The organism is Bradyrhizobium denitrificans, from assembly GCF_013179005.1.
Taxonomy (GTDB): Bacteria; Pseudomonadota; Alphaproteobacteria; order Rhizobiales; family Xanthobacteraceae; genus Bradyrhizobium; species Bradyrhizobium denitrificans.
This window is the reverse complement of record NZ_JABFDP010000001.1, coordinates 123,682-144,584: the sequence shown is the minus strand read 5'-3', so window position 1 is coordinate 144,584 and position 20,903 is coordinate 123,682. Positions and strand designations below refer to the sequence as shown.

At 66.0% G+C, this 20,903-nt stretch carries 20 protein-coding genes; 16 read left to right on the top strand and 4 right to left on the bottom strand.

The features are described from left to right. Positions 1-209 precede the first annotated feature (209 nt). From HL671_RS00535 to HL671_RS00510, 6 genes are all read left to right on the top strand, one after another. Positions 210-1,616 (top strand): cytochrome ubiquinol oxidase subunit I, encoded by a 1,407-nt coding sequence (locus tag HL671_RS00535; protein ID WP_172235315.1) that lies wholly within the window; start codon positions 210-212, stop codon positions 1,614-1,616. Further along, on the top strand, positions 1,613-2,623 hold the full coding sequence (cydB, locus tag HL671_RS00530; protein ID WP_172235314.1) for a cytochrome d ubiquinol oxidase subunit II: 1,011 nt from the start codon (positions 1,613-1,615) through the stop codon (positions 2,621-2,623). The genes HL671_RS00535 and cydB overlap by 4 nt, the downstream gene beginning before the upstream one ends. Further along, positions 2,623-2,754 (top strand): DUF2474 domain-containing protein, encoded by a 132-nt coding sequence (locus HL671_RS00525; RefSeq protein WP_085972577.1) that lies wholly within the window; start codon positions 2,623-2,625, stop codon positions 2,752-2,754. The genes cydB and HL671_RS00525 overlap by 1 nt, the downstream gene beginning before the upstream one ends. A gap of 109 nt (positions 2,755-2,863) precedes the next feature. Beyond that, entirely contained in the window at positions 2,864-3,457 is a 594-nt protein-coding gene (locus HL671_RS00520; RefSeq protein ID WP_012041024.1) for a L,D-transpeptidase, read from the top strand. Between the two features lie 66 nt (positions 3,458-3,523). Beyond that, entirely contained in the window at positions 3,524-4,561 is a 1,038-nt protein-coding gene (locus tag HL671_RS00515) for an amino acid ABC transporter substrate-binding protein (RefSeq protein ID WP_172235313.1), read from the top strand. Positions 4,562-5,459: 898 nt separating this feature from the next. After that, positions 5,460-5,972: a fasciclin domain-containing protein gene (locus HL671_RS00510; RefSeq protein ID WP_172235312.1), complete on the top strand. Its 513-nt coding sequence runs from the start codon at positions 5,460-5,462 to the stop codon at positions 5,970-5,972. 193 nt (positions 5,973-6,165) lie between these two features. Here HL671_RS00510 and HL671_RS00505 read toward each other — a convergent pair whose 3' ends face one another. Continuing rightward, on the bottom strand, positions 6,166-7,305 hold the full coding sequence (locus HL671_RS00505; protein ID WP_012041021.1) for an acyl-CoA dehydrogenase family protein: 1,140 nt from the start codon (positions 7,303-7,305) through the stop codon (positions 6,166-6,168). Positions 7,306-7,451: 146 nt separating this feature from the next. After that, on the bottom strand, positions 7,452-8,636 hold the full coding sequence (locus HL671_RS00500) for an acyl-CoA dehydrogenase family protein (RefSeq protein ID WP_012041020.1): 1,185 nt from the start codon (positions 8,634-8,636) through the stop codon (positions 7,452-7,454). A 159-nt stretch (positions 8,637-8,795) separates the two neighbouring features. On the opposite strand from HL671_RS00500, the gene HL671_RS00495 reads away from it, so the two are divergent. Continuing rightward, on the top strand, positions 8,796-9,341 hold the full coding sequence (locus HL671_RS00495) for a carboxymuconolactone decarboxylase family protein (RefSeq protein ID WP_012041019.1): 546 nt from the start codon (positions 8,796-8,798) through the stop codon (positions 9,339-9,341). Between the two features lie 106 nt (positions 9,342-9,447). Here the strand turns inward: HL671_RS00495 and HL671_RS00490 are convergent, their stop codons facing one another. Next, a complete protein-coding gene (locus tag HL671_RS00490; RefSeq protein WP_172235311.1) occupies positions 9,448-10,677 on the bottom strand; it encodes an MFS transporter in 1,230 nt (409 codons plus the stop codon). A 193-nt stretch (positions 10,678-10,870) separates the two neighbouring features. On the opposite strand from HL671_RS00490, the gene HL671_RS00485 reads away from it, so the two are divergent. Further along, complete coding sequence (locus HL671_RS00485; RefSeq protein ID WP_172235310.1) at positions 10,871-12,937, top strand: prolyl oligopeptidase family serine peptidase; 2,067 nt, start codon at positions 10,871-10,873, stop codon at positions 12,935-12,937. Positions 12,938-13,041: 104 nt separating this feature from the next. Here HL671_RS00485 and HL671_RS00480 read toward each other — a convergent pair whose 3' ends face one another. Further along, complete coding sequence (locus tag HL671_RS00480; RefSeq protein WP_172235309.1) at positions 13,042-13,719, bottom strand: DUF938 domain-containing protein; 678 nt, start codon at positions 13,717-13,719, stop codon at positions 13,042-13,044. A gap of 189 nt (positions 13,720-13,908) precedes the next feature. Between HL671_RS00480 and soxX the strand changes: the two genes are divergently transcribed. From soxX to HL671_RS00440, 8 genes are all read left to right on the top strand, one after another. Next, positions 13,909-14,202 carry a sulfur oxidation c-type cytochrome SoxX gene (soxX, locus tag HL671_RS00475; protein WP_012041015.1) on the top strand — a complete coding sequence of 98 codons (294 nt, stop codon included), beginning with the start codon at positions 13,909-13,911 and terminating at the stop codon, positions 14,200-14,202. A 23-nt stretch (positions 14,203-14,225) separates the two neighbouring features. Beyond that, on the top strand, positions 14,226-14,720 hold the full coding sequence (gene soxY / locus HL671_RS00470; protein ID WP_012041014.1) for a thiosulfate oxidation carrier protein SoxY: 495 nt from the start codon (positions 14,226-14,228) through the stop codon (positions 14,718-14,720). A 15-nt stretch (positions 14,721-14,735) separates the two neighbouring features. Continuing rightward, positions 14,736-15,047 carry a thiosulfate oxidation carrier complex protein SoxZ gene (gene soxZ / locus HL671_RS00465; RefSeq protein WP_012041013.1) on the top strand — a complete coding sequence of 104 codons (312 nt, stop codon included), beginning with the start codon at positions 14,736-14,738 and terminating at the stop codon, positions 15,045-15,047. After that, positions 15,044-15,892 (top strand): sulfur oxidation c-type cytochrome SoxA, encoded by an 849-nt coding sequence (soxA, locus tag HL671_RS00460; RefSeq protein WP_012041012.1) that lies wholly within the window; start codon positions 15,044-15,046, stop codon positions 15,890-15,892. The genes soxZ and soxA overlap by 4 nt, the downstream gene beginning before the upstream one ends. A gap of 35 nt (positions 15,893-15,927) precedes the next feature. Continuing rightward, positions 15,928-16,230 (top strand): hypothetical protein, encoded by a 303-nt coding sequence (locus HL671_RS00455; protein WP_041750291.1) that lies wholly within the window; start codon positions 15,928-15,930, stop codon positions 16,228-16,230. 10 nt (positions 16,231-16,240) lie between these two features. Continuing rightward, positions 16,241-17,992, top strand: a complete 1,752-nt coding sequence (soxB, locus tag HL671_RS00450) for a thiosulfohydrolase SoxB (protein ID WP_172235307.1) — start codon at positions 16,241-16,243, stop codon at positions 17,990-17,992. A gap of 102 nt (positions 17,993-18,094) precedes the next feature. Then, positions 18,095-19,132, top strand: a complete 1,038-nt coding sequence (locus tag HL671_RS00445) for an MBL fold metallo-hydrolase (RefSeq protein WP_172235306.1) — start codon at positions 18,095-18,097, stop codon at positions 19,130-19,132. A 442-nt stretch (positions 19,133-19,574) separates the two neighbouring features. Further along, positions 19,575-20,798: an MFS transporter gene (locus HL671_RS00440; RefSeq protein ID WP_172235305.1), complete on the top strand. Its 1,224-nt coding sequence runs from the start codon at positions 19,575-19,577 to the stop codon at positions 20,796-20,798. Positions 20,799-20,903: the final 105 nt, after the last annotated feature.

Here is a 20,903-nt window from a genome sequence, read left to right as displayed (position 1 = left end):
TGAGCGAGCAAATTCGAGGATACCTCCACCTTCCAGGTTGCTCAGAAGACCCGGCGGATGCCCCCGCCGGGTCTTCGTCGTTGTGGATCCATGAGGTCCGCACAATGTCCGCGTAGGGCGATTTGACCATTTGATATCGACCGTCAGCGGTGCAATCTTCCGTCATGGGGCCATGCTAAGAGCTCCAGCGGCAATGACGGACGGTGCGGATGTTCGGTTTGGATGCGGTGGAGCTGGCGCGCGCGCAATTCGCCTTCACGGTCACCTTCCACATCATCTTCCCCGCCTTCTCGATCGGGCTTGCCTCCTACCTTGCGGTGCTCGAGGCGCTGTGGCTGTGGACCGGCCGCGACGGCTATCTCAACGTCTTCAATTACTGGCTCAAGATCTTCGCCATCGCCTTTGCGATGGGCGTCGTGTCCGGCATCGTGATGTCCTATCAGTTCGGCACCAACTGGTCGGTCTATTCCGACAAGGTCGGACCGGTGATCGGCCCCCTGATGGCCTATGAGGTGCTCACCGCGTTCTTCCTCGAAGCCGGCTTCCTCGGCGTAATGCTGTTCGGCCTCAAGCGCGTCGGCCCCAAGCTGCATTTCCTCGCCACCTTGATGGTCGCGGTGGGCACGCTGATCTCGGCATTCTGGATCCTCTCGGCCAATTCCTGGATGCAGACGCCGGCCGGCTATGCCGTCAACGCCGACGGCCAGTTCGTCTCGGTCGACTGGCTCAAGGTGATCTTCAATCCGTCCTTCCCCTACCGCCTCGTCCACATGGTGCTGGCGGCCTATCTCACCACCTCGCTGGTGGTCGGCGCCGTCGGCGCCTGGCACCTGCTGCGCAATCCGCATCTGCCGGGGCCGCGCGTGATGTTCTCGATGGCGATGTGGATGGCCGCGCTGGTGGCGCCGCTGCAGATCCTGGTCGGTGATCAGCATGGCCTCAACACGCTCGAGCACCAGCCGGTGAAGATCATGGCCATGGAGGGCCATTTCGAGAGCCACAAGGACGGCGCGCCGCTGTATCTGTTCGGCTGGCCCGACCAGGCGAAGGGCGAACTGAAATGGGCGATCGGCATTCCCAAATTCGGCTCGCTGATCCTCAAGCACCAGATCGACGCGCCGATGGCCGGGCTCGACACCGTGCCGCGCCAGGACTGGCCGCCGGTGCCGATCACCTTCTGGTCGTTCCGCATCATGGTCGGGCTGGGAATGCTGATGCTGGCGCTCGGCCTGTTCAGCCTGTGGGAGCGCTGGCGCGGGCGGCTGTACATCAATCGCGGCCTGCACCGCTTTGCGATCGCGATGGGGCCGGCCGGCTTCGTCGCTGTGATCGCCGGCTGGGTGACCACCGAGACCGGCCGCCAGCCCTTCACCGTGTACGGGCTGCTGCGCACCGCCGATTCCGTGTCGCCGCTGGCCGCACCGGCCGTCGGCGCGTCGCTGCTGGCCTTCATCATCGTGTATTTCATCATCTTCGCAGCCGGCGTGCTGTACATCCTGCGCCTGATGGCCGAGCCGCCGCATGCCGGCGAGGCGGGGCCGAGCAGCGAGCCGCCGCTCCGCAGCGCCGGCGTGACGCCGGCGGCGGGCGTGGTGCAGGGAGCGATCGGATCATGAGCGTCGCCGTCGATCTCGCCACCCTGTGGGCGTTCATCATCGCGCTCACGGTGTTCATCTATGTCGTGATGGACGGCTTCGATCTTGGCCTCGGCATCCTGTTTCCGCTGTTTCCGGGCAAGCAGGACCGAGACGTCATCACCAACACCGTTGCGCCGGTGTGGGACGGCAACGAGACCTGGCTCGTTCTCGGCGGCGGCGGGCTGATGGCGGCCTTTCCGCTCGCTTACGCCATCCTGCTGCCGGCCCTGTACGCGCCGCTGATCGCGATGCTGATCGGCCTGATCTTCCGCGGCGTCGCCTTCGAATTCCGCTGGCGCACCCGCAGCACACGCAATCTCTGGGACATCGCCTTTGCCGGCGGCTCGTGGGTCGCGGCGCTGGCGCAGGGCATCGCGCTCGGTGCCATCCTGCAGGGCGTGCATGTCGAGGGCCGGCATTATGCCGGCGGCTGGTGGGACTGGCTGACGCCGTTCAGCATTCTCACCGGCGTTTCGCTGGTGGTCGGCTATGCGCTGCTCGGCGCCACCTGGCTGATCCTGAAGACCGAAGGCGATCTGCGCGACAAGGCCTACCGCATCAGCTGGATTCTGCTGGTCCTGATGCTGCTGGCCATCGCCGCAGTCAGCCTGGCGACGCCCTTGCTGACGATCCAATATGCGCAGCGCTGGTTCAGCTGGCCCGCGATCATCCTGACCGCGCCGGTGCCGCTCGCCGTTATCGGCGTCACCGTGCTGCTGATGAAGAATCTGGCCCAGAAGCACGACGGCTGGCCGTTCTTCCTCGCGCTGGCACTGTTCTTCCTGTCCTATGCCGGTCTCGGCATCAGCATGTATCCCTTTATCGTGCCGCAGAGCATCACGATCTGGCAGGCGGCGGCGCCCGAGCGCAGCCAGCTGATGATGCTGCCCGGCGTGCTGGTGCTGGTGCCGCTGATCCTCGGCTACACCGCCTGGGCCTATTGGGTGTTTCGCGGCAAGGTCGGCCACGACGCGGGCTATCATTGATGCCGCGCCCAGCTCCACCACCCGCGCCGCTCGCTTGGCGTCTCGCCTGGTTCGCAGGCCTGTGGCTTGCCGGCGTGGCCACCGTCGCCGCGGTGGCGTTCGTGCTGCGGCTCTGGATGAAGCTGGGATGACAGATGGGCCGCTTCGCTCGCCTTGACTTTGCTGCCAAGATGTTCCTGAAATTTGGCGGGTGGATTTGATCGGGCGAGCTTCGCAGGGGTCCGTTGAGGAGAGCTTTGAATGCCGAGTTTTCGTCGCCTGCTGTGGGCCACCAGCGCCATCATCGCGCTGGCGCTGTCGACATCGCATAGTTTCGCGCAGTCCGAGGATCCCGGCGACCAGCCCGGCCTGGTGGCCGATGACGGCTACGAGCTCGACCCCGAATGGCGCAAGCAGGTCGTCTACTACCGCACGACCGAGCCGCCGGGCACGATCATCGTCTCGACGTCCGAGCGCCACCTCTATCTGGTGCAGCCTGGCGGGCGCGCCATCCGCTACGGCATCGGCGTCGGCCGCGACGGCTTCCAGTGGCAGGGGTTGCTGTCGATCACCAAGAAGGCGGAATGGCCGGATTGGACGCCGCCGCCGGAGATGATCCAGCGCCAGCCCTATCTGCCGCGCTTCATGGCGGGCGGCCCCGGCAACCCGTTGGGCGCACGCGCGATGTATCTGGGCACCACCGTGTACCGCATTCACGGCACCAACCAGCCCTGGACCATCGGCACCAAGATTTCCTCTGGCTGCTTCCGTCTGGTGAACACCGATGTCGCCGACCTCTACGACCGCGTCCCCGTCGGTACCAAGGTCGTCGTGAAGCAGAAGCCGGAGCTGTGACGGCGGCCACGGCCGCCGAACATCCAGCCATCGCTTTGTCCTGACATTTTTCGAAAGAGATTGATCATGCGCAGTTTCCGAGGCGGCCTGCTGATCGGGCTCGCCGTCGCTGTCCTCGTTGCGGCCCTCGCCGTCACCTATGAGATGTACGACACCCGCACCTTGAAGCGCACCGTGCGCCGCGGCGAGGTGCTGTGCGGCGTCAATGCCGGCCTGCCGGGCTTCTCGATCCCCGACGACAAGGGCAACTGGACCGGCTTCGACGTCGATTTCTGCCGCGCCGTGGCGGCCGCGATCTTCGACGACCCGAAGAAGGCGAAGTTCGTCCCGCTCGACGCCAATGAGCGCTTCAAGGAGCTGCAGAGCCGCAAGGTCGACATCCTCTCGCGCAACACCACCTGGTCGATGGCGCGCGAGCAGAACTACGATCTCTATTTCCCCGCTGTCGCCTATTATGACGGGCAGGGCTTCATGGTGCCGCGGTCGCGCAAGCTGGAGACGGCGCTCGATCTCAATGGCAGCAAGGTCTGCGTCCAGGATTCGACCACCAACGCGCTCAATCTCGCGGATTATTTCCGCGCCAACAACATGAAGTACGAGGAGATCAAGTTTCCCAAGCTCGACGACGTCCTCAAGGCCTATGACAGCGGCAAATGCGACACCTTCACCGCCGACGTCTCGCAGCTCTACGCGCTGCGTCTGGTCCTGACCAAGCCGAACGACCACGACATCTTGCCGGACATGATCTCCAAGGAACCGCTTGCGCCGGTGGTGCGCCAGCGCGACGACGACTGGATGATGATCGTGAAATGGACGCTGTACGCGATGATCAACGCCGAGGAGCTCGGCGTCACCTCCAAGAACATCGACGAGGCGCTGAAGTCGAAGAAGCCGGACGTCATGCGGCTGGTCGGCAATGAGGGGACCTACGGCCAGGACCTCGGCCTGGCCAAGGACTGGGCCGCGCGAATCATCCGTCACGTCGGCAATTACGGCGAGGTCTATGAGCGGAACATCGGCAGCGAGTCGAAGCTGAAGATCCCGCGCGGCATGAACCAGTTGTGGAACGCCGGCGGCATCCAGTACGCACCTCCGATCAGGTAGGGGTTGGATTTCGATCGTCGGCCCCTTCACGATTCGCGCGCCTCTCGCCGCGCGCTCGGTTCGCCCTCTCCCAGAAGGGGAGAGGGCGCAGTCATGAGCACCGCGATTGACCTTTGCTCTTGGCGCGCTGTGAGTACGACACCACGTCGAACCCCACACGACAGCCATCATCGTCCTCGCGACGCCCCGCGTCCGAGCTTTGCCAGATTCTCGCACCCTTCCGAAATTCGAGGGCGCAGGGAAGGCCAGGTGCCGACTGACACCTGCGGCCCGCCTGCGGAAAAAAATGCAGGCGGCAGGAACCACGGGCTCAGCCGGTGCGACCCGGCCTTCCCTGCGCGATGGTTTTCACGCTTATGGCGCGCTCTCCTCGGTGCGCCGGCTTTCTGGCCACCGTCACCGGCGCGGATCATCGCCGCCGATTTGGCATCAGCATCGGGATGCCGGGACCACGCGCTTTCACGTCCGCATCGCAATCGTTCGTCGGCGCGATCCCTCGCGCTGCGATCCGACACGGCCATCGCATCACCGGCCCACGTTTCGTAACGATCGCGAAGCGTCCCTCTTGTGGGCGGTGACGGCCCCGAATGTGCGGCCGATTTGCCCGACGGCACAACGCCCGTCGGGTTGCGACAAAATGGCACGACGGGCACAGCGAATGCTCGGACGGCACGATGAGTCGCGCTGATTCAGGCCTCTGCCGCGCTTCGCACGTGGTGCCGTTCACGAACTCACGAGTTCGTGAACGCGATCTCAAATCCATCCGACCGCAGCGATCGTAACGAATTCGACCACTCCGGTCAGGGTGATGCGACCTGGACAACGGGGCGAAGAAGGGCCGCTGATCCTTTTTGCGCATCAGCCAACTCATCAGTTCTAGTCACAAGGAAAAATTCGAATGACGCTGGGATTTCGTTCGTTCGTGGCCGGCGCGATCATGCTGGGCGCTCTCTCCGTTTCCGCAACCGCAGCACGCGCTGCCGACATCGTCGATACGGCGGTCGCCGCGGGTCAGTTCAAGACGCTGGTTGCTGCAGCAAAGGCTGCGGGGGTCGTTCCAGTGCTGAAGAGCAAGGGCCCGTTCACCGTGTTCGCGCCGACCGACGCAGCCTTTGCCGCGCTGCCGCCCGGCACGGTCGAGGATCTGCTGAAGCCGAAGAACAAGGGCAAGCTCGCGGCGATCCTCAAATATCACGTGATCCCGGGCGCGGTGAAGTCGGGCGACGTCGCCGGCAAGAAGCTCAGCGTCAAGACCGCGCAGGGCCAGAAGGTCGACGTCGACGGCACCTTCTTCGGCGTGCAGGTCAACGATGCCCATGTCGTGCAGGCCGATATCGTCGCCTCCAACGGCGTCATCCACGTGATCGACAAGGTCCTGCTGCCGCCTGCCAAGGCGCCGATGCATCATTGATCGTCTGACGAAAGCGCGCCATCGATGATGGCGCGCTCTCTGCGACGTTCGGCGCTGACAGTAGATCGTTCCGTAGCGTCGATTGCTTTGATCTCAACTCTCTCTACCTCATGGCCGGGCCCATCCCGGCTATCCACGTCGACCGGCGATCGCGAATGGACGTGGATGCCCGGGCATGACCAGCGGCTAGATTTCAATACCCCCTGAGCTGCGCCAATTGCGCGGCGTGATAGTTGGCGTCGCCGAGCAGTTCCTCGCAGACCCGCGCGCGCTTCATGAAGAAGCCGATGTCGAACTGGTCGGTCATGCCCATGCCGCCATGCATCTGCACGCCCTCCTGCACCGCACGGGTCGCGGTCGTACCGGCACGGGCCTTCGCCACGGCGACGGCTGCGGTCGCACCCGCGGGATCGGCATCGAGCGCCTGCAGCGCCTTGAGCACCGCGGCGCGGGTGATCTCGATCTCGATATAGAGCTGCGCCGCACGATGCTGCAGCGCCTGGAATTCGCCGATCGCCTTGCCGAACTGCTTGCGCTCCTTGAGATAGGCGACCGTGCGGCCGAACACCTCCTCGCTCAGGCCGACCATCTCGGAGGCCACGGCACCCCGGCCGAGATCGAGCACGCCGCTCAGCACGGCCGCACCGCCATCGACCTCGCCCAGCACATGATCCGCGGTGACCTCGACATTGTCGAAGCTGATCCGCGCCGCGTTGTGCGCGTCGACCATGATGGTGCGCTCGACCGCAATGCCCTTGGCCCTGGGATCGACCAGGAACAGCGTCAGACCCTCGCGCTCGCCGGGCGTGGCGGCGCTGCGCGCGACCACCAGCAGCAGATCGGCGACATGGCCGTCGACCACCATCGCCTTGCTGCCGCTCAGCTTGAAGCCGTTGCCTGAGCGCGTCGCCTGCAGCGCCGTATGCAGCGGGCGATGCTTCGCGGCCTCGTCGAGAGCGAGCGCGGCGATCAGCTGACCGCCGGCGATCTTCGGCAGATATTCCGATTTCTGCGCCGCGGAGCCGGCGCGCGTGAGCGCGGAAGCCGACAGCACCGAGGTGGCCAGGAACGGCGACGGCATCAAGGTGCGGCCGATCTCCTCCATCACGATTCCGGCCTCGACCGCGCCCAGGCCGGAGCCGCCGTGTTCTTCGGGAACGAGCAGGCCGGCAAAGCCCATCTCGGCGAAGGTGGCCCAGAGCTCACTGGAGAAGCCGGTCGCGTCGCGCGTGTCGCGCAGCTTGCGCAGATGAGCCACCGGCGCGTGATCGGAAATCAGACCGCGCGCGCTGTCGCGCAGCATCGATTGTTCTTCGGTGAGCAGGAGAGGCATGGCGGCTGTCCAGTGTCGGTGTTGGTTGTAAGCGAAGCTCTTTCAGCGCGTCATTCCCGGGCTTGTCCCGGCCATCCACGTCTTTCCTCGCGCGGAGGAACGCGGATGCCCGGGGCAAGCCCGGGCATGACGGAGTGTGCGGCGAACTATGCCCCCGGCAGATCGAGGATGCGCTTGGCGACGATGCCGAGCATGACCTCGGAGGTGCCGCCTTCGATCGAGTTGGCCTTGGTGCGCAGCCAGGCGCGCGGACGGGCGCCTTCGCCGGAGCGCTCGCTCTCCCATTCCAGCGCGTCGATGCCGCCTGCCGACATCAGGATCTCGTGGCGGCGTTTGTTGAGCTCGGTGCCGTAGTACTTCATCGCCGATGAGAAGGCCGGATGGCCCTGCCCCGCTTTGGCGAGATCGACCATGCGCTCGGCGGCGGCCGCCAGCGCGGCCTCGTCGACATCGAAGGTCGCGATCTGAGCGCGCAGCAATGCGTCGTCGAGCCGTCCCTGCCCATCGCTGCCGACCGAATCCGCCGCGACCTGGCCGAGCGGCCGGCTGCCGCCGCGCTCGCCCATGCCGGAGATCATCGCGCGTTCATGCTGCAACAGATATTTCGCGACGTCCCAGCCGCGATTGACGGTGCCGACCACGTTGGCCTTGGGCACGCGGACATTGTCGAAGAAGGTCTCGCAGAACGGCGAGCGGCCGGAAATAAGAAGGATCGGCTTGGTCGACACGCCCTTCGAGGTCATGTCGAACAAGATGAAGCTGATGCCGTCATGCTTCTTGGCCGTGGGATCGGTGCGCACCAGGCAGAAGATCCAGTCGGCGTAGTTTGCGTAGGAGGTCCAGATCTTCTGGCCGTTGATGATGTAGTCGTCGCCGTCGCTCTCGGCACGGGTCTGCAGCGAGGCGAGGTCGGAGCCGGCATTCGGCTCGGAATAGCCCTGGCACCAGCGGATGAGACCGGCGGTGATCTTCGGCAGATGCTCGCGCTTCTGCGCGTCCGTGCCGTATTTCAAGAGCGCCGGCCCGAGCATGGAGATGCCGAACGAGGTGATCGGTGCGCGGGCGCCGATCGCGGCCATCTCCTGGCGCAGGATCTTGGCCTCTTCGCCATCGAGACCGCCGCCGCCATATTCCCTGGGCCAATGCGGCACGGTCCAGCCCTTGTCGCGCATGCGCTCGAACCAGATGCGCTGCGGCTCGGAGGAGAATTTCGCGTTGCGGCCGCCCCAGAACGTGTCCTCCTCGGAGGTCATCGGCTGGCGCATCTCCGGCGGGCAATTCGCCTCGAGCCAGTTGCGCGTTTCGCGGCGGAATGTGTCGAGATCGGCCATGTCTGGTCCTCGCGCGTTTCCATGAAGGCTGTCGTTGACGAGACCTAACCTCAGCCCTTGTTGGAATTCAACATCGATGTCGCCGCATCGGGCCGCGCCCTCGCCTTATCAGGCGTTCTATGATCATGATGCCGCCGCCCGAAATATGAGGACACGACCATGCGCCTGAAACTTCTTTCGCCTGGCGAAATGAGCGCCGACCAGCGCCAGACCTATGACGAGTCGATCGCCAGCAAGCGCGGCTCGCCGCCGCCGCCGATGATGGCCTGGCTGAACAGCCCGGAGATGGCGCGGCACGCGACACGGCTCGGCGCCTTCCTCCGCTACGACACGGTGTTTCCGGCTGCATTGTCGGAAATCGCGATCCTGGTGACGGCGCGGCACTGGACCGCGCATTACGAATGGTACGCCCATAAGCGCCTCGCGCTGGCTGGCGGATTGAACATCAAGATTATCGACGCCATCCGCGACCGCCGTACGCCGGAGTTCTCCGATCCCAAGGCGCAGATGATCTACGACGTCGCCAAGTCGCTGCACGAGGGTCATGGCCTGACGGATGCACTGTATGCCGAGGCGATCGCCCTGCTCGGCGAGCGCGGCCTGGTCGAGATCATCGGCCTGTGCGGCTACTACACCATGGTGTCGATGACGCTGAACGCGTTCGAGTTCGACCTGCCGGAGGGCGAGGTGTCGGAGCTGAAGTAGTCAGCGTCGGTCAGCCACTCCTATTGCGACGACGCCGGTGCGCTCCCCTGCCCCCGGCGGGGAGGGGATCGCACTGAGCGTGCCGCTCGACTGATGTTCATCGCTATCAGCGTTCCGCCGCGCCCGCCGCCACCACCCGCCGCTTCGACGACCACACCAGCGCCAGCACGCAGAGGCCGAGCAGCACCGGCGGGAACACCACCATGTTCACCGCGGACCAGCCGAAATGAGCGAGCAGTTGGCCGGATGAGAACGAGCCCAGCGCCATCAGGCCGAAGATCAGGAAATCGTTGAAGGCCTGCACCTTGTTGCGCTCGGCGGACGTATGCGTCTCCAGCACCAGCGCGGAGGCGCCGACGAAGCCGAAATTCCAGCCGACACCGAGCATCACCAAAGTCGACCAGAAATGCATGGCGGTGAGGCCCGACAGGCCGATCATCGCCGCGACCGCCTCCAGCCCCAGGCCCAGCGCGACGATGGTCTGCGCACCGAAGCGCGCGATCAGCGATCCCGTGAAGAAGCTGGGGCCGTACATCGCGACGATGTGCCATTGCAGGCCGAAATTGGAATCCGACACTGTGAGCCCGCACATCTGCATGGCGAGCGGCGCCGAGGTCATCACCAAGTTCATCACCGGATAGGCGATGGTGCCGCACAGCGCCGCAGCCAAGAAGCGCGGCTGGCGCACGATCTCGAACAGCGGCCGGCCGCCATGCAGATCGGCCGCCTCCGGCCTGGGCAGATCGACGCCGGCGACGATGCCCATCGCGATCAGCGCAATCGCAGCCTGCACCAGGTAGCTGAAGGCGAACAGATAGGGCGCCCAGACATCCATGGTCCATTGCACAAGCTGCGGACCGAGCAGCCCGGCGAAGATCCCGCCCGCCATCACCCAGGACACCGCCTTCGGCCGAAACGCGGCGCTGGCGCCATCGGCGGCGGCGAAGCGGTAGGATTGCGCGACGGCGCCATAAAGCCCGCCCAGGAACGTAGCCAGGCAGAACAGCGCGAACGAGCCGCGCAGCACCGCGAGACAGCCGAGCACGCCGGTGAGGAAACCGCAGCCGGTGCCGATGAGAAACGCGACGCGGCGGCCGAAGCGGCGCGAGATCGCGCCGGTCGGCAGCGTGCCGGCCGCGAGACCGACCACATACATCGAGATCGGCACCGTCGCGAGCGAGATGCTGGGCGCGATGGTGGCGCCGACGATCGCACCGGTGGCGAAGATCACGGCCGAATTGGCGCCCGTCAGGGCCTGTGCAACCGCGAGGCGGGCCACATTGCGCGCCGCGCGGGCATCGTCGGAGGTGTCTTCGGTCACGGTCAGGTCGATCATGTCGGTGTCCGGATGCGCTGGCGCGCTCCTGCTGCATGGAGTGGCCGCACTATTGCGGGAAGCCCGCGCCCGAGGCAACCGCCCGCAACGGAGACAAGCCATGCGGCGAGATGCGTGATTCGACAGCCCCGGCCGGCGCGGCTAATCAAGCCGGCGGTATTCTCGCGTCAATGGCGCCTGCGGAGGTTGAGCCATGTCAATCGACGATCGTCCCACCCTCGCCGCGCCGGACGATGATCCGTATCTGTGGCTCGAGGACATCGAGGGCGAACGCGCGCTGGCCTTCGTCGCGGCGCAGAATCAGCGCACGCTCGCCGCGTTCGGCGGTGCGGGTTTCGAACGCGATCGCGACATGCTGGCTGCGATCTTCGATCGCCCCGACAACATCCCGTTCGTCAGCCGCCGCGGCGGCCTGCTCTACAATCTTTGGAAGGACGCGGCGCATCCACGGGGCTTGTGGCGGCGCACGACCCTGGCCGAATTCCGCAAGGCGGAGCCGCAATGGGAAGAACTGCTCGACCTCGACCGCCTGGCCGCCGACGAAGGCGAGGACTGGGCGCTGAACTGGGTCTCGACCCTGCCGCCCGCGCACGGGCGCGCGATGCTGGCGCTGTCGCGCGGCGGCAGCGACGCGGTGGTGCTGCGCGAGTTCGATCTTGCGGCGAAGCGCTTCGTCGCCGATGGTTTCACGCTGACCGAGGCCAAGGGCGGTGTCGACTGGCTCGATCAGGACACGCTGCTGCTGGCGAGCGCCTTTGGCCAGGGCATGGCGACACCGTCGGGCTATGCACGCACCATGCGGCTGTGGCGGCGCGGCGAGCCGATCGAAGCCGCGAAGGTGATCTTCGCGGCCGAGAACAGCCAGTCGGTCTGGGTGCGCGCCGGCATCGATCGCAGCGTGACGCCAGCGCGGGTGTGGTTCACCGAGGGGCTCGACTTCTTCAACCATCATCTGTGGCTCGGCGACGCGAGCGGCGCGGGCATCAAGCTCGACCTGCCGACCGATTGCTGGATGACGGCGGATGGCAACTTTATGGCGGTCAAGCTGCGCCAGCCCTGGACCGTGGGCGACGTGACTCACGGCGCCGATGTGGTGCTCGGCATCCGGCTGTCGGCGTTTCTCGACGGCGCGCGCGATTTCGTTCGGGTGTTCGAGCCCGGCCCGCGCCGCGCGCTGCAGGGTCTTTGCTGGGCCGGCGGTCGGTTGGTGCTGTCGATCCTCGACGAGCTCAAGCCGCAATCCGAAGTGTGGACGCCGTCGGCGCAGGGCTGGAGCTGTCAGCGGCTTCCCGGATTGCCCGAGCTTGCCACCGTCAACGTCTGGCCGCTCGATGCCTACGAGCTGACCGGCAATGGCGACTTGCTCGCCAGCATCCAGGATCCGCTGACCCCGCCTTCGCTGCAGCTGATCGAAGGCTTCGGCGCGCCGGCCGTGCTGAAGCAGGCGCCGCGCACCTTCACCGCCGAGGGCTGCGTCGTCACGCGGCACGAGGCGATCTCGGTGGATGGTGTCGGCATTCCCTATACGCTCACCGGACCGGCCAGGCCGACCGGCGACGCGCCGGTGTATATGAGCGCCTATGGCGGCTTCGGCCACAGCATCCGTCCGGTCTACAATGCGGCGCTCGGCAAGCTCTGGCTGGAGCGCGGTGGCACCGTCGTCGAGGCCAATATCCGCGGCGGCGGCGAATTCGGCACCGCCTGGCACGATGCCGGCCGCTTCGCCGGCAAGCGGCTGGCGCATGATGATTTCGCCGCCGTCGCCGCCGATCTCGTCCGCCGCGGCGTCACAGTGCCGAAGCGCATCGCAGCCCAAGGCGGCTCCAATGGCGGCATCCTGATCACCAACATGCTGGTGCGCTATCCCGAGCGCTTCGGCGCACTGTTCTGCACCATCCCGCTGATCGACATGCGCCGCTACACCAAGCTGCTCGCCGGTGCGAGCTGGATCGCCGAATATGGCGACCCCGACAAGGACGAGGATTGGGGCTGGCTGCAGACCTACTCGGCCTATCACATGGCGCAGCCAGGTCAGCCCTATCCGCCGATCCTGATCGCGACCACCCGGCGCGACGACCGCGTGCATCCCGGCCACGCCCGCAAGATGACGGCCAAGCTGCAGGCGATGGGCTACGACACCTCCTTCTACGAGCCCGCCGCCGGCGGCCATGGCTACGGCACCGACAACCGCGAGCGCGCCAGCTTCATCACGCTGGGCACGCGGTTCCTGGCGCGGCATGTCGGGCTGGAGATGGATTAAGCTGACCTCTCCGCCGTCCTTGCGAGGAACGAAACGACGAAGCAATCCAGAGTCCCGACCCGGCCCTGGATTGCGTCGCTCCGCTCGCAATGACGGTGAGTGGGTCAGGACCCACGTGCGAACACCAGGATCATGTTGTTGGCAGGCATCTCGACCGTCTCGCGCAAAGCGAGGCCATGACGCGCGGCGAGCGCTGCGACATCGGCGATGTCGCGCACGCCCCATTGCGGATTACCTTCGCGCAAGGACGTATCGAACACCGCATTGCTGACGGCGGTGTGCTTGCCGTCGCGCTTGAACGGGCCGTAGAGCACGAGCAGGCCGTCCGGCGACAGCAATCGTCCGGCGCCGGCGAACAATCCCTCGGCCACGGACCACGGCGCGATGTGAATGACATTGGCGCAGAAAATGGCGGAGAGCGACGCAGGCCCGCCCGCCGCCTGGAACGCCGCGACCCAGCCGGGGTCGGCGAGGTCGATGCGCTGCACGTCGCGGATGTTGGCCAGGCCCGCATGCTTGCGCCAGGCCGCAATGCTCTTGAGATGGCTGTCGTTGAGGTCGCTCGGCCACCAGACGAGATCGGGGCGCTCCGAGGCGAACTGCACGATGTGCTGGCCAGTGCCGCTGCCGGCCTCCATCACGTCGCCGGAACGTCCGGTGAGCAGACGCGCCAGCACCGCCCAGATCGGCTGGTGGTTGCGGTGGAAGGCGGCCGCGTCCAGCCGTCCGTCCGGTTCCACCGGCCGCCCGTCCCGGCCGAATTCCACGACATATTCCGCCATGCCCGAACCTCCCGGCCGCCGGATGAACGGCGCCATTAACCGCGTTGCGCGGGGCACCATACCCGCATTGTCAGCCGATGGTCTTTATGCTTTGCAGCCCCTATATTGCCGCGATCACCGAGACGTCGGAACTTCACCTTGATCACATCCGTTCTGCGTACCGCCCTGGCGCTGGGGCTTTCGCTCGCCATGTCCGCGGCGGCGCACGCCCAATCCGGGGCCGCCGAGGGCCAGAAGCTCGCTTTCGACCGCGGCAAGGGCAACTGCCTGACCTGCCACGAGATCAAGGGCGGCGACCTGCCCGGTTCGATCGGCCCGAAGCTGGAGAACCTCAAGGGCCGATATGACCGCGCCGAGCTGACCGCGATTCTCAACGACGAGACCACGCGCAATCCGCTGACGGTGATGCCGCCCTTCGGCCGCAACCGCATCCTGACCGAGCAGGAAATCAGCGCCATCGTCGATTTCCTGCAGACCCTCTGATTCTGCGCTTTGGAGACCCTGCCATGACTGCCTCGTTCGGCCCGTTGGCCAACCGCCGCCTGCTCCTGAAGGGCGCGGGCCTGGTCGCGCTGATCGGCCTCGGCAATGCCGTGCTGCACGCGGCGCCGGCATTTGCCGCGACCAACGACAACAAATATCCGGAAGACGCCTTCAGGCAGAAGAACGCGACCGACGCGATCAAGGCGCTGTATGGCCGCGACCACGAGGCCTCGGACAAGATCAAGCTGGACGCGCCCGAGATCGCCGAGAATGGCGGCGTGGTGCCGATCGCGGTCACCACGACCCTGCCCGACGTCACCTCGATCGCCTTCATCGTCGCCGAGAATCCGAATGCGCTGGCGGCGTCCTACAAGATCCCCGAAGGCACGGTGCCGGCGGTGGCGAACCGGCTCAAGATGGCCAAGACCTCCAGCGTGATCGCGCTCGTCGAATCCGGCGGCAAGCTCTACAGCGCGACCAAGGAGGTCAAGGTCACCGTCGGCGGCTGCGGCGGCTAGGGACAGGAGATCATCATGGCATCGAGCATCCGCGTCCGCGCAATCCTGAACGGCGAGATCGCCGAGGTGCAGACCCTGATCCAGCATCCGATGGATACCGGCCTCGTCAAGGACGCCAAGGGCGAACTGATCCCGGCGCACTACATCCAGCAGCTGACCTTCGTGCACAAGGACAAGACCGTGTTCCTGGCCGATTGGGGCACCGCGGTCTCCAAGGACCCCTATGTCAAATTCGCCTTCAAGGGCGCCGCCAAAGGCGACGAATTGAAGGTGAGCTGGGTTGACAACAAGGGCGCCACCGACAGCCTGACGGCGACCATCCAATGAGCGCGACGCGCCTCATTCTCTCTGTCGCGCTGGCTCTCGGTCTCGGTGCATCCGCCGTTGCGGCGGCCGACAGGCCCGATCCGGTCGCCGATGCCAAGGCGTTCCAGGACTACTTCGTCAAGAAGTTCCCGAAGGTCGCGTTCGACGATTTCGTCAACGGCCCATACTCGATGAACGCCGACATGCGCCGCCAGTGGGAGGAGAAGGAGCAGTTTCCGCCTTACGAGTTCGCGCTCGAGGCCGGCAAGGAGATGTTCGCCAAGCCGTTCAAGAACGGCAAGACCTATGCCGACTGCTTCCCGAATGGCGGCATCGGCATCCGGCAGAATTATCCGTATTTCGACGACAAGGAAGGCAAGGTCATCACCCTCGAGCTGGCCTTGAACCGCTGCCGCGAAGCCAATGGCGAGGCGCCCTACTCCTACGTCAAGGACGAGATGGCCTCGTTGACCGCCTACATGGCGTTCACCTCGCGCGGCAAGCGCTTCGACATCAAGATCCCGGATGATCCGCGCGCGCTGGAAGCCTATGAGAAGGGCAAGGAGTACTTCTACACCCGCCGCGGCCAGTTGAACTTCTCCTGCGCGAGCTGCCACGTACAGAGCCCAGGGGAGCGCATCCGTGCCGAGATCCTGGCGCCGGCGCTCGGCATCCTCAACGCGATGCCGATCTACCGCTCGGAATGGAGCGGCATGGGCACGATCAGCCGGCGCATCGTCACCTGCAACAGCCAGACCCGCGCCGTGCCGCTGGAGCCGCAGTCGGACGAATATCGCAACCTCGAATATTATCTCTCCTACGTGTCAAACGGCCTGCCGGTTTCAGGACCGGGAGCGCGGCCGTGAGAGCTGCCATGAAAGCTGCCATGACTCCACACGTCATGAAAAAGATCGTCTTCGCCTTGATGGTGGTCGCGGTCGGCGCCGGCTCCGCGCGGGCCGCGTCGGAAGCCGACTATCTCACGGCTGTCGCGGCGGCCGAGAGCGCCAACAAGGAAGCCGGACGTCTGCGCAACCAATGGACAGTGACCCAGGCCGCCCTCACCGCTGCCAAGAAGGCGGCGGATGCCGGCAATTTCGATCAGGCCGTCAAGGCTGCACAGGAGGCGGAGGCGCTCGCCAAGGCCTCGATCGTCCAGGCCACCAGCGAAAAGCAGCGCTGGAAGGACATGGAGATCCGCTAGGACGCTGGCCATGACGATGCGGCGCCGTGATTTTCTTAGAGTGTCGGGTGCCGCTGCGCTGGCCGCGCCGGCGCTGCTGCGCAGCGTCCGCGCCGCCGAGACCGTCAGCCTCTACGACGTCGAAAAGTTCGGCAATGCGCGCATCCTGCACATGACCGACACGCATGCGCAGCTCAAGCCGGTGTATTTCCGCGAGCCCAGCGTCAATATCGGCATCGGCGAGATGTGGGGACGGCCGCCGCATCTGGTCGAGCGCGCCTTTCTCGAACGCTATGGCATCCGGCCCGACAGCGCCGAGGCCTATGCCTTCACCTCGTTCGAGTTCGAGAAATATTCCGGCCGGTTCGGCCGCATGGGCGGCTTCGCGCATCTGAAGACCTTGATCGACAAGCTCCGCGCCGATGTCGGCGACCGGCGCGCGCTGCTGCTCGATGGCGGCGACCTCTGGCAGGGCAGCGGGCTCGCCAACGCGATGCACGGCGCCGACATGGTGAGCGCGGCCAACCTGCTCGGCATCGACGCGATGACCGGACATTGGGAGTTCACCTATGGCGAGGAGGCGCTGCGCGCCAACCTCGCGCGCTTCAAGGGCGAGTTCCTTGCGCAGAACGTGTTCCTGACCGAGGAGGCGGCTTTCAACGACGCCAAGGCGTTCGATCCGGGATCGGGACGCGTCTTCAAAGCGTCCATGATCAAGGAGATCGGCGGCGCGCGCATCGCCGTGATCGGACAGGCCTTCCCCTACGTGCCGGTCGCGCATCCGCGCCGCTTCACGCCGGACTGGACCTTCGGCATCCGCGAGGAGGAGTTGCAGAAACTGGTCGACGGATTGCGCGGCGCCGACAAGGTCGATGCCGTGATCCTGCTGTCGCATAACGGCATGGATGTCGACCTCAAGCTGGCAGGCCGGGTCACCGGCATCGACGTGATTCTCGGCGGCCACACCCATGATGCCGTGCCGCAGCCGGTCGCGGTCAGCAACGCCAAGGGCACGACCTTGGTCACCAATGCCGGCTCGAACGGCAAATTCCTCGCGGTGCTCGATCTCGACGTCGGCAAGGGCCGCGTCGCCGATGCGCGCTACCGGCTGCTGCCGGTCTATTCGGAGTTGCTGAAACCCGACCCTGCCATGCAGGCGCTGATCGACCAGACCCAGCAGCCGCAGGTCGCCGCCTGGAGCGAGAAGCTCGCGACCTCGGACCGCCTGCTCTATCGGCGCGGCAATTTCGAGGGCCCGACCGACGACATGATCTGCGAGGCGTTGCGCAGCCAGCTCGATGCGGAGATCGCGCTGTCGCCCGGGTTCCGCTGGGGCACGACGTTGATCGCCGGCCAATCCATCATGCTGGAAGACGTGCTGGCGCAGACGGCGATCAGCTATCCCGAGACCTATGTGCAGCGGCTGACCGGCGCGCAGATCAAGGACGTGCTGGAAGACGTCTGCGACAACCTGTTCAACGCCGACCCGTATCTGCAGCAGGGCGGCGACATGGTGCGGCTCGAAGGCCTGTCCTACCGCTGCGCACCCGCCGAGGCGATCGGCCGGCGCATCTCGGACCTCACGCTCGCCAATGGCCGGGCGCTGGAGCCGGGCAAGACCTACAAGGTTGCCGGCTGGGCGTCGATGACGGCGCAGGACGGCAAGCCGGTATGGGAGGTCGTCGCGACGCATCTGCGCAGCGTCGGCCTGACCTCGGCGGGAACAAGCACCGTCACGCTGTCCGGCGTGGACGGCAATCCCGGTTTTGCAGCGCCGTCCTGAGGCGCGCTGCGCCGCAACGCGGAGCGCGTCATCGAAGGATGTTGGTGGCGCGGCGCACAGCGTGCTGTAATCGGCCGCATAATCCGAATCGGAGGATGCGTCATGATCTTCCGCCAATTGTTCGACAGCGTCTCCGGCACCTACAGCTACATCCTCGCCAGCCGCAGCGGCGGCGAGGCGCTGATCATTGATCCCGTGCTGGAGAAGGTCGATCGCTATTGCCAGTTGCTGCGCGAGCTCGATCTGCGCCTGGTCAAGGCGGTCGACACGCATCTGCATGCCGACCACGTCACCGGCCTCGGCGCGTTGCGCGACCGCACCCATTGCGTCACCATCATGGGCGAGCAGACCAAGGCCGATGTGGTGGCGATGCGCGTGGCCGAAGGCGACAGGATCGCGATCGAGGGCATCAGCCTCAAGGTGATCTACACGCCGGGCCACACCGACGATTCCTACAGCTTCCTGATGGGCGACCGCGTCTTCACCGGCGACACGCTGCTGATCCGCGGCACCGGCCGCACGGATTTCCAGAACGGCGATGCGCGCCAGCAATATGAGTCGATCTTCAACAAGCTGCTGCGCCTGCCGGACGACACGCTGGTCTATCCCGCGCACGACTACAAGGGCGATACCGTCTCCACCATCGGCGAGGAGCGTCGCTACAATCCGCGCCTGCAGGTGCGCTCCGTCGACGACTACGTGGCGCTGATGGCCGGGCTGAACCTTCCCAATCCGAAGATGATGGACGTCGCGGTTCCCGCCAATATGCGGGTCGGCCTGCACCAGGACGAGCTTGCCAAACAGGGCCTGGCGCTGTCGGCGCGCGAGGCCATCGCATGCCTGGGACGCCCCGACGTGCTGCTGGTCGATTTGCGCGAGGCATCGGAGCGCGCCAGGCACGGCACCCTCGCGGGTGCGCTGCATGCGCCCTATCCCGCGATCGAGGACAGTCTGAAGCCCGGCGGCATGCTGCGCGAGGTCGCCGCCGCCACCGGCCGCCGCATCGTGTTCTTCTGCGCCTATGGCGAGCGCTCGGCGATGGCGGTGCAGAGCGCGCAAGCGGCGGGGCTTGCCAACACCGCGCATATCGAGGGCGGGCTCGATGCGTGGAGGAAGGCTGGCGGACCGGTCGAGCAGTAAGCGGTCAATGAACTCTGGACTGTCCCCCCGACGGCACCGCACATTGCGCTGTCGTCCCGGGCAAGTCCGATGACGCGAAGCGTCGGCGGGCGCAGACCGGAGGCCCATACCGCGTGATCTGTCTTGTGGCACGCTGCATGTTGAGCCTGTCGTGCCACAGATATCCGCCGGTGGGGATGAACCTCTGTCGGAGGGGCGATGGGCCTGCCACTCAGGACGCTGCAACGGCGCGGATCGCTTGGCGATTGTCGCGAACGCCAGCCGGCCCGCGCAGGTGCCATGCGCCCGCGTTCATGGACAATGAACCGCAATCCGATAGTGTGGCGTTGTGTCGCGCGCCCTTTGCGAGGGGCCTTGGCGGTTTCTCGGCGGTCTCTTGGCGATCTGCCGGCAACGCGCCCTCCAGTTCCATCGCTGACGCCGGGAGCCAAACGGATCGACCATGGCTGACGTTCTCGCCGCATCGCAACATACCGGTGCTCCGGTCCGGGCCGCCTCCTCGCTGCGCACGCTGGCGCTGATCTCGCTCGCGCACTGGGTCAGCCACCTGCACATGCTGGTGCTGCCGATGCTGTTTCCCTACCTGAAGGAGAGGCTCGGCGTCGGCTATGTCGAGCTCGGCTTTCCGCTCACGGTGTTCGCCGTCGTCTCCGCGCTGACCCAGGCTCCGGTCGGCTATCTCGTCGACCGCGCAGGCGCGCGCCGGATCCTGCTGCTCGGCCTGACGCTCGGCGGCCTGTCGCTCGCGTTGCTGGGGATCTACCTGACCTATGCCAGCCTCGTCGCCTCGGCCGTGCTGCTGGGCCTCGCCAATGCCGTCTATCATCCCTCCGACTACGCGCTGCTGTCGGCGCACATGGAGGAGAGCCGGATGGGCCGCGCCTTCGGCGTGCACACCTTCGCCGGCTATCTCGGCGGCGCCGTCGCGCCCGCGATCACGGCGGCCCTGGTCACCACGGTCGGCGGCTCCGGCGCGCTGATCGCGGCCGGCCTGGTCGGTCCGCTGGCAGCGCTGCTGCTGCTCGCCGGCAATGTGCCGGAGGTGCCGCCGCATCCGCATCACACCAAGGCCGACGGCACCCGGGCCAAGCAGCCTAGCCTGCTGACGCCGATGCTGATGCTGCTGACCGTGTTCTTCATGCTGCTCAGCCTGTCCAACGCCGGCATTTCCAGCTTCGGCGTCGTGGCCTTCATGAACGGCTACGGCATCTCGTTCTCGACCGCCAACATCGCGTTGACCGCGTTCCTCGGCGCCAGCGCCATCGGCGTGCTCGCCGGCGGCCAGCTCGCCGATCGCATACGTCATCACAACCTTGTCGCGGCCGTCGCCTATGCGATCAATGCGGTGCTGGTGCTGATCATCACCTTCGTGAGCCTGCCCGCTGCATTGCTGATCGCGATCATGCTGGTCGCAGGCTTCATGAGCGGCGTCATCGCACCATCCCGCGACATGCTGGTGCGCAATGCGGCGCCTGCAGGCGCGGCCGGCCGCGCCTTCGGCATCGTCTCCACCGGCTTCAATTTCGCCGGCGTCGTCAGCCCGCTGCTGTTCGGCTGGATCATGGACATGAACGCGCCGCGCTGGGTGTTCGGCACCTCGGTCGTGTTCATGCTGCTGACCATCGTGCTCGCGTTCTTCACCGAGCCAAAGAAGGCGAAGCCTTAAGTCTCGCTGCGACGGGCATGAGCGCAACGGATGCTGGCTCGCGTGTCAGCGTCATCTCGCAATGCTGCCGTCCGCTCGCGCATGTTGACATCATCTCTCGTCCGC